The following is a 12,092-nucleotide window of genomic DNA, read 5'->3' as shown; positions in this document are numbered from 1 at the left end:
CCTGCGCGGCCACCTCCCACCGTCGGTCGCCGACGGCCTGCCGCCCCCGCACGAGAATCGAGTGACGCTTCATGACCGCCGACCGATCCGGCCCGGCCTTCTCCGTCCACGACATTCCCTTCAGCCTGCACGGATCCTGGTTCGACATCTCGCCCGTGGTGGCGGAGAAGACGTACGCCGAGGACCTCCACCTGGTCTCCCACCAGAACGGCATGCACGCGGTGCTGCGCCTCATGCCCGTCGACGGCGCGAGCGGCGAGCGGGCCGGGACCCGCGTGGAGGCGACACCGGGCCTGCTGACCTGGACCGGCGCGGCCGGCCGCGTTGACCTCGCCTACGAGGCGCCGGACACCGTACGCCTGCGCGGCGAGGGCCTCGCGCTGCGCGTCTGCGCGGCGGCCCGCGCGCTGACCCCGTTCAGCGGTACCTACTTCTTCCGCGACGCGGCCGCCGGCGCGCACGTCTTCACGTCCTACGAGACCGGACGCCGCTACCGCGTCACCGTGCTCTCCGGCACGCTCACCGACACCTTCGGCAGCCAGGCCCTCGGCAGCGCCGACCGCGGCCTCACCGTCTCCGCCGCCGGCGACGACGCGGACGTCGACGGCCGGTGGGAGATCGCGGTCGAGGAACTCGACACGGCCCGCCCGCCGTACGTGCCGGCGGCGCCCTTCGGCAAGATCGTCGAGGCCGCACGGAACTCCTTCGCGGACTTCGTCGACACGATCGCCCCCTGGCGGTCGGCCGCCACCCCGGCCGCCGAACTCGCCGCCTACGTCATCTGGTCCGCGACGGTACGCCCGGCGGGGCTGGTCACCCGGCCCGCCGTACTGATGTCCAAGCACTGGATGGACAAGGTCTGGAGCTGGGACCACTGCTTCAACGCCCTGGCCCTGGCGCCCGGATGCCCCGAACTGGCCTGGGACCAGTACCACCTGCCCTTCGACCACCAGGACGCGACCGGGGCACTGCCCGACTCGGTGACCCACTCCGAGGTGCTCTACAACTACGTCAAACCCCCCATCCACGGCTGGACGCTGGCCCGACTGCGGCAGAAACTGACCGTGCCGCTCGACCGGACCGCACTGGCCCAGACGTACGACAGGCTGGCACGCTGGACCGAGTTCTGGCTGACCGCACGTCGCGCCCCCGGCGGCGACCTGCCCCACTACCAGCACGGCAACGACAGTGGCTGGGACAACGCCACCACCTTCGACCCCGAACGCGTGGTCGTCACCGCCGACCTGGCCGCCTTCCTCATCCTGCAACTGCACCAACTGTCGGCGCTCGCGGGTGAGTTGGGGCGACCTGACGAGGCGAGCCGATGGACCCGGACGGCCGCGGAGACCCAGACCGCGATGCTCGGCACACTCTGGAACGGCGACCGGTTCGTCACCCGGGGCGTGGACACCGGGGACACCTGGAGCAGCTCCAGCCTGCTCGACCTGATGCCCATCGTGCTGGGCGAACATCTGCCCGACGACGTCAGCGGCGTACTGGCCGAGCGGCTGGAGGCCCACCTCACGCGGTACGGCCTGGCCACCGAACTGCCCACCTCACCGCACTACCAGGCCGACGGCTACTGGCGCGGCCCCATCTGGGCCCCCGCCACCGTCCTCGTCGAGGACGGCCTGCGCCGCGCCGGACACCACCGCCTCGCCGACGAGATCAGCGCCCGCTTCCGCACCCTGTGCGAAACCCACGGATTCGCCGAGAACTTCGACGCCCTGACCGGCACGGGCCTGCGCGACCGCGCCTACACCTGGACGGCCGCCGGCTACCTCCACCTGGCCGAGGCACACAGCCGCCGGGGCGACGACGCAACGCCGCCACCCGCCGAGCCGGCCGACCCGGGCGGAGGGTGATCAGGACGGCTCGTGCGCAGTCATAGCCGCGGCTTCACCTCGAACCGGGGTCCCATGTCCGGGCTGTCCGAGCCGGCCAGTTCCGGACCCGTCCCTGCGGACCCGGGACCGGTCTCAGCCCCGGCCCGCCGCGGCGCCGTGTTCGTGCAGGGTGCGGACGACCTCCTCGTCGCCGACCTGGTCGAAATCGGCGTACCACAGGCCGACCGCGTGGAAGTCCCGTGGCTGGTGGAGGCAGATGACGTCGTCGGCCTCCGAGCGCATCTCCGCCGCCGAATCGGGAGCGCCGACCGGGACGGCGAGGATCAGCCGGGCGGGTCCCCGCCTGCGCAGGTGGCGCAGGGCGGCACGCGCGGTGGCGCCGGTGGCGAGACCGTCGTCGACGACGATCACGGTCCTGCCCTCGATGTGCGGCGCGGACCGCTCTCCGCGGTACTGCCGTTCCCGGCGGTACAGTTCGGTCCGCTCGCGGGCCACGTCCGGGCCGAGCTTGTCCTCGCTCAGGCCGAGCATCTGCACCGCGCGCCGGTCGAACACGGGCGGATCGTCACCGACGATCGCGCCGATGCCCGTCTCCGGATGCCCCGGGACACCGATCTTCCGGGCCACGAGGATGTCGAGCGGCGCCCCCAGAGCGCCGGCGACCTCGGCGGCCACCGGGACGCCTCCGCGGGGCAGGGCCAGGACGAGGGGATCGACGAGATCACCGTCGGCCGACCACTCCATCAGCCGGGCGGCGAGCTGCTGTCCGGCCTGGCGACGGTCCTGGAATCGCATGACCTGATACCTGCCTTCCGCGGGACCGGTTCGTCGCTCCGCCCTGACGGCCACCGGCGGGCACCGACCGGACCGGCACCTGAACCTTTCCCGTGCGCATGGGCGTGTGCCTGGTCGTCATCCCTCCCGTCCGGGGTTTCCTCCCGGACGGCACCCAAACGGCACGGATCCGTACGCACCTGCCGCTCAGGGGTACCCGTGTCCGTGCGGCACGTCGCAGGCCGGTGTGCCCGTACGGGACGTCGCGGGATGTCACCTCGGCGGCCGCCACAGACCTCGACCAGGGGCAGCACGATGAAGCTCTCCTTTCTCGATCCACTCTTCCGCGAACCCGGCCCCTGGGCCAGCGTCTACCTCGACACCTCGCGGGACATCGACGATCCCGACGCTGCCCTCGACCTGCGCTGGCGCCATCAGAGCGATGCCCTGCTCCACCAGGGAACCGACCCCGCCACCGTCACCGCCTTGGCAGAGGCCGTGGGGACGGACCGCGCTCTGCCCGGCCGGCACGGACAGGCACTCTTCGCCGCACACGGACGCCTTGCCCTCGCGGAGGAACTCCCCGAGCCGCCCGCACGCGACACCGCCCGGCTCGACCTCCTGCCCGACGTGGCGCCCCTCGCCGTACAACGCGCACCCGACATCCCGTACCTGGCTGTCGCCCTCACCCGCTCCGGCGAATGGCCCTGGGACGAGGCCGTCGAGGCGGACCAGGACCACATTCCCGGCGACCACGTGCTGGTCGTCTCGGTGGCCGGGCGGTGGCCCACCGGAAGGGTCGCCCCCCAGGAACGGCTGAGCCACCAGGTGCCGACCGGCGCATGGCAGCGCACCGCCCCACGGATCGCCCGGGAGCTGGGCGACCTCGCCGAACACCACCGTGCCGAGTCGATCGTGCTGTGCCGGCACCCGGACGACATCTGGGCGTCGGGCGTGCTGGTCAACCGCTTCCCCGCCGCACTGCGCGCCCGGGTGACCGTGGTGGACGACGACTCCCTCACCACCCCCGAATCCGCCGGTCCGGCCTTCCTGGAAGAGCATGTGGGCCGCGTACTGGAAGGCTGTCTGAGCGCGGCGGACGAGCGCCAGCTGGAGGACTTCCTGGCCCAGCGCGCCCGGCACCCCCACCGGTCGGAAGGGGTGGCGGCGGCCGTCTCCGCCCTGCGACGCGGACAGGCCGAGTCCCTGCTGCTCACCCGCCGGGCCCGGCTGCCCGAGCGTGTGTGGCTCGGTTCGGCGCCGTCGCAGATCGCGCTGTCCGCCGCCGAGCTGGAGGCGTTCGATGTGGCCTCGCCGCAGGAGGAACCGGCCGACGCGGTCCTGCTGTACGCCGCCCACCGCACCGGGGCCGAGCTGCTCGTGCCGCCACCGAACCGCGTTCCGTCGGCCGACGGCGTCGGCGTCCTGCTCCGCTACCAGGACGCCTCCGACCGATAGCCGGGCCGCACCGGTGAGGGGATTCCCGGCGACAGGGTGGGTACGCGGTGGGGGACATCCGGGTCCTGGCGATCCGCCCGATCGGCCGACGGGGAAGAGGCTGATACCGATGATCTCCGACATGGTTGTGGTGCCCACCGCGGACGTCACGCTCGCCGGTGACCTCGTCGTGCCGGCACGGTCGCGGGCCGTGGTGCTCTTCGCACACGGCAGCGGCAGTTCCCGGCACAGTCCGCGCAACCGGATGGTGGCCGCCGAACTGCGTACCGCGGGACTGGGCACGCTGCTGATGGATCTGCTCGGCGAGCGCGAGGAGCGGCGCGACGCGCTGACCGCCGAGCACCGATTCGACATCGGGCTGCTGGGCCGGCGGCTGGTGGCCGCGGTCGACTGGCTGGACACCCAGCCCGACACCCGCGGCCTGCCCGTCGTCCTGTTCGGCGCCAGTACGGGCGCCGCCGCGGCCCTGGTGGCCGCCGTCGAGCGGCCGGACCGTGTGCTGACCGTGGTGTCGCGCGGCGGACGGCCCGATCTCGCGGGCGACGCCCTGGAGCGCGTGACCGTCCCCGTACTGCTCCTCGTCGGCGGGCGGGACCAGGACGTACTGGCGCTGAACCAGGAAGCGGCCCGGCGGCTGAGCTGCCCGCACGCCCTGCACGTCGTTCCGCAGGCCACGCACCTCTTCGAAGAACCCGGCGCCCTGGAACACGTCGCCGAGACGGCCGGGCGCTGGTGCGACGACCGCCTGTGGGACGCACAGGAGTCCCGTACGAGCGCGCGGACGGCACCGGCACGGTCGCGGGAGGAGACATGACCGGTCGGCCGCGGGCACGCCGGACAGCGCGGCCCGCGGCGACGGAGGAGGCCCGATGACCGGCTCGCACGGCACCGTCCTGGTCGGGGTCGACGACACACCGCACTCCTGGCTCGCCGCGGAGTGGGCGGCCACCGAGGCCGAACTGCGCGGCGGCGCCCTGCGGATCGTGCACGCCCTCGGCCCCGGCCCCGAGGTCGGATACGACGAGACCGGGGCCGGGCTCACCCGCGAGGTCTTCGAAGCGGCCACCGGCCAGGTGGACGCCGGCCGGGCCCGGATCGGGGCCGCCCATCCGGACCTGCGCGTCGACGCCGTCCTGGCCCATGACCGTCCGGCCGAGGCCGTCCTCGACTCGGCGGGCGACGCCGACCTCATCGTGGTCGGCACCCGCGGGCGCGGCGGCTTCGCCGGTCTGCTGCTCGGCTCGGTGAGCCTGAAGGTCGCCGCGTACGCCGACCGCCCGGTGGCCGTCGTACGCGAGCGTCCCGAAGCGGCGGCGGACGACGCCGGCGTCGTCGTCGGCGTGCGCGACGACCGCGACGAGGAGGCGGTGCGGTTCGCCGTCATCGAGGCCGCGCGGCGGCGGACCGCCCTGCGCGTGGTCCATGCGTGGACGCCGGTCGTGTGGGCCGGCGAACTGGCGCCGCCGCCGGAACCGCGCGAGGAGGAACAGCATCGCCATCGCGTGCTGCTGAGCCGCGCCGCCCGCCCCGCCGCGGAGTACCCGCACGTCCGGGTCGAGACCGACCTGGTGGCGGACTCACCGGCCGCCGCCCTCGTCGAGGCGTCGCAACGGGCCACCCTCGTGGTGCTGCCCCGTCACCCGGCCGAGGGCCGGCTCGGACTGCGCCTGGGATCCGTGACACACGCGGTGCTGCACCACGCGTGGTGCCCGGTCGCGGTCGTGCCCACCCGGTAGGGGAGGCCACGGCCCGCGAACGCACGGCCATGCCCCGTTCCGTACGGCAACAGACGCCGGACGGAAGGCGTCAGGGAGGACTCGGCCTCATGGCAGAACCCGCACTGTCCGACCCCGTCATCCGCGAAGGCGCCCGGCCGCCCGTCGACGACCGGGCTCGGCCCGCGCCTCCCGGACGCCCGGCGAGGCGCTGGCGCTCGCCGGGACCGGCCTGCTCGCCGCGGGCGTCGCGGCGGCCCTCGCACGCAAGGTACGGCGACATCCGAACCGGTGAGGAGAGACACGTCATGAGCACATCGAGCCCGGGACACCACGGCGGGGAACGGGCGCGCCGCGCACGCTCCGGCACGGTCGGCCGCCGCTTTCCACGGTCGGGCACCGAACCCGCCACCGCACAGAGCCCACTCGGACTCCGGCTGATCCTCTCAGGCGTCTTCCTGCCGGTGTTCGGCGCCGCGGCCGTCGCCTTCGCGATGTGGGCCGAGCAGTCGGGCCCGGGGGACGATCCGGGGCGCGGCCCGCTGATCGTCCTCGCCGTGGTGTGCGGGGTACTGGCCCTCCTGGCGGCGGCCGGTCTGCTGGTCGTCCTGCGCCGGCTGAGGCAGGAGCGGGGCGCACGGTGACGAACGTGCCGAGGCGCCCACGGCAAGGGGACATGTCACCTGCCGTGGGCGCCGCTCGTCGCTCAGCGCCGGTAGAGCGCCACGATGGTGCCGCTCGCGAGCTGTCTGTCCTCGACGGCCTGATGGACCTGCTCGGCGCTGGGCGCTTCCGGCAGGACGCATGGCTCGCCGAGCGCGTAGAGGCGGAAGAAGTACCGGTGTGCCTCGTCGCCGGGCGGTGGGTGGGGTCCGCCCCAGCCCCGTTCGCCGTAGCCGTTGACGAGTTCGGTGCCGCCGGGCGGGCTCTTTCCCGCCTCCGCGCCCTCACCGCGGGGATCGATGCCGACCACCACCCAGTGCACGAACGTGCCCGACGGGGCGTCGGGGTCCTCGCACAACAGCACCAGCTCGGTCGCCTCGTCCGGGATGCCGCTCCACGCCAGCGGCGGTGATTCGTTCTCTCCTTCGTACGCGTATCTGCGTGCCAGAACGGCGTGGTCGTTGAACGCGCTGCTGATGAGTTCGATGCCGGCCATGGGAGCGGAGTACCCAGGTGAGCCGCGGCGATACCGGGTGCGTCCGGTGCCTCCGGGTGAGGGCTGCGCCGCGATCGCGGCGGGTTCACACGCCCGCCGGCCAGGGCTGGTACAGCGATGCGGCGGGTGCCTCAGGGCCGGCCAGGAGTCTGCGCCGTGCGCCCCCGCTGTGCCGGGGGCGCGGCCCGCGCCGCTTCCTCGTGCGCCGCCGGCCGCAGGCATTCGATGAGGTAGTCGCCGGTGTCCGGATCGACGGTCACGCCGTGGGTCTCGCTGCCGAAACCGGGGAAACGGCGGTCGAAGGACTCCAGCGCGGACAGGTACCGCAGCAGCGGGCCCTCGGGTGCGCCGACGTCCTCGCCGGGCATGAGCACGGGGATGCCCGGCGGGGTCACGGTGACCATGGCGGCGGCCACCTGGCCGGGCGCGTCGAGCAGCCGCACCCGGTGCGTGCCGCCCCGGACCAGCCGCTGGTAGCACAGTTGGGGCGGCTCGACCGGCTCCGGCAACTCCCGGAAGGCGGTGTCGAGCAGGTCGACGAGACGGGCCGAGCGCAGATGGTCGTGCATGTCCTGGCACAGCTCGCGCAGGGTCGCCCCGGCGTACCGCCTCGGGTGCTCGGCGACCAGCGCGGGCAACACCCGGTCGAGGGCCGCGTCCTGGTCGTAGAGGGACTTGAAGTCCGTCAGGGCGTCGAGGAGGGTGCCCCACTTGCCCTTGGTGATGCCCATGGAGAACAGCACGAGCGTGGTGTACGTGTCGGTCTTCTCCACGACGATGTGCCGCGTGGCCAGGTACGCGGTGAGCACCCGCGCGGGAATGCCCCAGTCGGCCGTGTCGCCCCCCGCGTCGATGCCCGGACAGGTCAGGGTCACCTTGACCGGGTCGAGCATGCAGTAGCCGGCGGTCAGCCCGGGGAAGCCGTGCCAGGCCGCGCCGGGCTCCAGATGCCAGCAGGACGGTTCGGTGCGCAGCAGGTCGGCGGGCGCCTCGTCGAAGGCGAACCGTTCGCCGGTGCCCGGATCGGTGACGGTCTCGGGCTGCCACACCCCGAAGAACCACGGAGGCCGGTCACCGGCCTCCTCGATACGGCGGCGGATCCGGACCATCTCCTGGCGGAACCGGACGGCCTCGGTCACGGCCTCGTCCACGAGCCAGTGCCCCTGCGGGCCGTCCATCATCGCGGTCGCCACGTCCAGCGAGGCGATCATCGGGTAGAGCGGTGAGGTGGTGCCGTGCATCATCAGCGCCTCGTTGAACCGCTCGTGTCCGACGGGTGCCCGGGGCGCGGGCCTGACATGGATCATGGCGCTCTGGGACAGCGCGGCGAGCAGCTTGTGGGTGGACTGGGTCGAGAACACCGTCGGCCGGTCCGGGCCGGGGAAGCTGGTCTCGTCCACCGACATGCCGTACCGGCCCGCGTAGAGCGGGTGGAAACGGGCGTACGCGAACCACGCCTCGTCGAAGTGCAGCCGTGGGGTGCTCGGGGCGAGCGCGTGTGCCGCCGCCGAGGCGTCGTAACACAGGCCGTCGTAGGTGGAGTTGGTGAAGACGGCGTACTGGGCGTCCGGGGAAACGGCCTGTTCGGTCAGCGGATTGGCGGCGATGCGGGCCGCGACCGAGTCCGCCGCCAGCTCGGCCGGGGGCAGCGGGCCCGCCAGGCCGTAGCCGTTGCGGGTGGGGATCAGGTAGACCGGGCGCGCGCCCGACACCACCAGGCCGTGCAGCACGGACTTGTGGCAGTTGCGGTCCACGAGGGCGATCTCGTCGCGGGTGACACTGAAGTGGCCGACCACGCGGTTGCAGGTGGAGTCGCCGTGCAGCACGAAGTAGGTGAGCCCGGAGCCGAAGACCCGGGCCGCGTTGCGTTCCGCCTCGCCGATCGGGCCGGTGTGCTCGAACAGCGAGCCGAGTTCGCCGACGGAGATCGACAGGTCGCTGCGGAGCAGCCGTTCGCCGAAATAGTCGTGGAAGGCCCGCCCGGCGGGCGACTTCAACAGTGCGACGCCGCCGGCGTGGGCCGGAGTGTGCCACGAGTACTCGTGCGCGTCGTCGAAGCGGCGCAGCGCCCGGAAGAACGGCGGCAGCACCGCCTCGCGGTAGGTGCGGGCTGCGGTCGTGACGCGTCCCGCGATGAAACCGGGGGTGTCCTCCAGCAGCCACACGTAGCCGACGACCGATTCCGACACCCACAGCGGCAGGTTTCCTACGCCGTCGTCCGTCATGATCAGGAACACCGGCAGGTTCTGGAACCGCCGGCCGACGGAGCGCAGTACCGCCGCGCCCCCGGGCTCCGCCCCAGTGCCCTGGCGGCCCGGGAGTTCCCAGGCGATCAGCGCGGCGGTCAGTCCGGCCTCGGTCCGCAGCACCGCCTCGGCGTCGACCGCGTCGACCGCCCATCTCACCTCGAACCCGTGCGCCTCGATCGCCTCACGCAGGCGCCTCAGATGCTCGGCGCTCGCCCCCTCACCCCGCGGATGTTCCGGCACCGCGATCAGGACCTGGCTGTCCGTCATGACGCTCCTCCCGGCGACCGGCGCCGCCCCGGCACCAGTCTCCGAGCAGGCCAGGCGCCGACGGCGGCCTCACCGCCGTAAACCACCCGCACGATGGACCGGCCGCGCTCCGCCGCGAGCACGGGACCTGGGCCGGCCGGCCCCGGCAGCCTCAGTTCAGAGCCCGGCCACCTTCGCGCTCGCCGACACCTCGTAGACCAGGGTGACCGTGCGCCGGCCACCGGGTGGCAGGACGACGTCCCAGCGGGCGATGCCCTCCGCGTCGAGCGTGTCCGGGGCGGGGGAACAGGCTTCCCCACGCAGCCGTACCTCCACCGCCGAGACCTCGGAGACGGGGATGCGCTCCCGCACGGTGACCGATTCCTCGGCCTGGTCCGCCGGGGCGGAGAAACGGGAGAGGTGCAGCCGGACCGTGTGGGTGGTCACGGTCCGCTGGGTCAGGCCGGGGGAGGCGTGGGACTCCTCGGCCTGCCGGACCACCCGGTAGTCGTCGCAGCTGCCGAAGGCCAGCTCGACCGGGGCGCCGGGAGCGGTGAAGTCCAGCGTGCCGCGGCCGGTGAATCCGCTGCCGCGGACCAGGTCCACGGGCCCGGCGAGCAGCGCGTGGCCGGACCGGTTGTCGAACCGTGCCACCCGGGTGACCAGTGGAGACACCTCGGGAGCGCAGGCGTACTCGCCGCGCGCGGCCGTGGTGAAGGCGGAGAGCGGCACACGGTGGGCGCGGCCGTCAGCCGGCACCGAGACCGGCGCGGGGGCGTTGAGCACCCGAGCCTCGCCGCCGTCGGCGACTCCCGGCAGGCCGAGCACGGGGGCCGGGCCGAGGTCCCCGATCTCCTGCTCGCGCAGCTCGACCTCGACCGTGCGGCGCTCCTGCGCGCTGCGGTCCTTGAGCGTCAGCCGGTCCTCGCGCAGCCGCGGCGGTTCGGCGGCCAGCGCGGACCGGGCCGTGGACAGCGTCAGCCGTACGTCCGACCAGTCCTCGCCGGTGCGCTGCCAGACCATCGCGTCCGTCTCCAGCGTCAGGGACTCACCGTCGAGGGCGGCACGGTAGGCGGGCCGCCACAGTGCGCAGGGGGTGAGGTGCGTCAGGCGCAGCCCCACCGGACCGGCGACGGCGGCCTCGACGGTCAGCTCGATGTGACCGACCAGCTCGGCGGGTTCCGTCTCCGCGAGGTCCATGGCCCGCTGGGCTTCGCCGAGTTCGACGCCGAGGGCGGTCAGCCGGGCTTCGGTGGCGCGCAGTCGCTCGCCGCAGGTGTCGCGCTCGCTGTCCACCCGGTCGAGTTCCAGGGCCCAGCGGGTCCCTTCGGTCTCCCCGGAGCCGGCGCCCTCGCCGATCTCCCGCAGCAGGTCGGCGGCGAGGCGGCCGAGCAGGTCGAGACGGGACCGCAGCCGCTCGCGTCGCCGCTCCACGCCGAGGCGTTCCTCTTCGAGGGCGTGCACGCGCCGGCGCAGGGCGGAGTCGTCGTCGGGGGACGGCAGCGGCCCGCGCGGCGTCCACTCGCGGACGATCCGCACGTCGAGCACGGTCGCGGGGTGGCCGGCGGTCAGCTCGGCGTGGAGGGTGCGGTCGACGGCCAGCGCACTGACCGGACCCAGTCGCAGCCGCTGGACGCCGGGTTCGAGGTGGAGCACGGCGGCGCGTTCGACGTGGGCGCGGTCCTCCAGGCAGGTGACGGCGGTGACGGGAAGGGCGATCGGCTTCGGGGCGGTGGGCATGGGGTGTGTCAGCTCCTGCGGTTGCCGCCGACCAGGGCCTTGCCGGCCGGGATGCGGATCTCGTAGCCGCCGTCGAGGGCGGCGGTGCCGCCGGCGGGCAGGGCGACTCGCCAGAGGCGGGTGCCCGGGGCGTGGGTCTCGGGCCCGGCGCTCTCGTCGGGTGCCGTCCAGTTCGCCCGTTCCTCGATCCGGACGTCCGCCTCGGCGGAGACCGGCACCAGCTCGCGGACCTCGACGGTGACGGGCCGGGCGAGCTGGTTGGCCAGCTCCACGTGCACGCTGTGGTCGAGCACGGTGACGTTGTTGCGCAGACCCGAGGTCGATTCGCGCAGGTTGGTACGCCGGGTGACCCGGATGCCCTCGGCCGGCCCCAGTCCCACCCGGCGTACGCCGCCGGGAGCGAGGGTGGGCAGGGAGGCGGTCAGCAGGAAGTCGTCGTCGACGGTGACCTCCACCGGGCCGGCCAGCAGGGCCTGGTCGGTGGCGTTGGACAGCACCAGGGTGGCGTACACGGTCGGCTCCACCGACGGCACGCACAGGTACTCGGTGCGCAGTCCGACCGGGATCTCGCCGACGGTGACGGTGTGCCAGGTGCCGTCCGAGGGGATGTCGGCGCGGGCGGCGGCGTCGAAACGGTGGTCGAAGGAACCCGCCGACCGGCGGGGCCGCACGGCGTGAGTGGGCAGTGGCAGCGAGGTCACCGACTCGGCCCGACGCCGGTACTCGGCCGCCACCGGGTCGTAGGAGGAGTCGGGGAACAGCCGGCCCCGGCGTCCCGCCTGCTCGTCGGGACCGGACAACACCAGGGCCGCGTAGTCGAGTTCGGCGCCGCTCGGCTGCGGCGGACCGACCGCGGGGGCGGGAGGCGGCGGGGGAACGGCCCCCGCGGTCGGTCCGCCGCAGC

Annotated in this window: 10 protein-coding genes; 5 read left to right on the top strand and 5 right to left on the bottom strand. The window is 73.8% G+C overall.

The genetic code is table 11. The annotated features are described in order from the left end of the window. The first annotated feature begins 71 nt into the window (after window positions 1–71). Window positions 72–1,865, top strand: a complete 1,794-nt coding sequence (locus P1P75_RS17850; RefSeq protein WP_319256414.1) for a trehalase family glycosidase — start codon at window positions 72–74, stop codon at window positions 1,863–1,865. A 114-nt stretch (window positions 1,866–1,979) separates the two neighbouring features. On the opposite strand, the gene P1P75_RS17845 is transcribed toward P1P75_RS17850, so the two are convergent. After that, window positions 1,980–2,642: a phosphoribosyltransferase family protein gene (locus P1P75_RS17845; RefSeq protein ID WP_319256412.1), complete on the bottom strand. Its 663-nt coding sequence runs from the start codon at window positions 2,640–2,642 to the stop codon at window positions 1,980–1,982. Window positions 2,643–2,936: 294 nt separating this feature from the next. On the opposite strand from P1P75_RS17845, the gene P1P75_RS17840 reads away from it, so the two are divergent. From P1P75_RS17840 to P1P75_RS17825, 4 genes are all read left to right on the top strand, one after another. Next, complete coding sequence (locus tag P1P75_RS17840; RefSeq protein ID WP_319256410.1) at window positions 2,937–4,079, top strand: hypothetical protein; 1,143 nt, start codon at window positions 2,937–2,939, stop codon at window positions 4,077–4,079. Window positions 4,080–4,188: 109 nt separating this feature from the next. Further along, window positions 4,189–4,893 (top strand): dienelactone hydrolase family protein, encoded by a 705-nt coding sequence (locus P1P75_RS17835; protein WP_319256408.1) that lies wholly within the window; start codon window positions 4,189–4,191, stop codon window positions 4,891–4,893. A gap of 55 nt (window positions 4,894–4,948) precedes the next feature. Next, window positions 4,949–5,815 carry a universal stress protein gene (locus P1P75_RS17830; RefSeq protein WP_319256406.1) on the top strand — a complete coding sequence of 289 codons (867 nt, stop codon included), beginning with the start codon at window positions 4,949–4,951 and terminating at the stop codon, window positions 5,813–5,815. Between the two features lie 287 nt (window positions 5,816–6,102). Next, the gene (locus P1P75_RS17825) at window positions 6,103–6,438 is read left to right on the top strand and encodes a DUF6343 family protein (RefSeq protein ID WP_319256404.1); all 336 of its coding nucleotides are present in this window, start codon (window positions 6,103–6,105) and stop codon (window positions 6,436–6,438) included. 62 nt (window positions 6,439–6,500) lie between these two features. On the opposite strand, the gene P1P75_RS17820 is transcribed toward P1P75_RS17825, so the two are convergent. The 4 genes from P1P75_RS17820 to P1P75_RS17805 form a co-directional block, all read right to left on the bottom strand. Further along, on the bottom strand, window positions 6,501–6,953 hold the full coding sequence (locus P1P75_RS17820) for a YbhB/YbcL family Raf kinase inhibitor-like protein (protein ID WP_319256402.1): 453 nt from the start codon (window positions 6,951–6,953) through the stop codon (window positions 6,501–6,503). Window positions 6,954–7,084: 131 nt separating this feature from the next. Next, complete coding sequence (locus P1P75_RS17815; protein WP_319256400.1) at window positions 7,085–9,469, bottom strand: Orn/Lys/Arg decarboxylase N-terminal domain-containing protein; 2,385 nt, start codon at window positions 9,467–9,469, stop codon at window positions 7,085–7,087. Between the two features lie 156 nt (window positions 9,470–9,625). Further along, complete coding sequence (locus tag P1P75_RS17810) at window positions 9,626–11,188, bottom strand: DUF4139 domain-containing protein (RefSeq protein ID WP_319256398.1); 1,563 nt, start codon at window positions 11,186–11,188, stop codon at window positions 9,626–9,628. An 8-nt stretch (window positions 11,189–11,196) separates the two neighbouring features. Beyond that, on the bottom strand, window positions 11,197–12,092 hold an 896-nt coding region (locus P1P75_RS17805), incomplete at its 5' end, for a DUF4139 domain-containing protein (protein ID WP_319256396.1).

Origin of the sequence: Streptomyces sp. ID05-39B (genome assembly GCF_033794725.1) — a bacterium.
GTDB classification, from domain to species: Bacteria; Actinomycetota; Actinomycetes; order Streptomycetales; family Streptomycetaceae; genus Streptomyces; species Streptomyces bobili.
The sequence above is the reverse complement of the archived record's forward strand: the minus strand, read 5'-3'. Positions and strand labels throughout refer to the sequence as shown.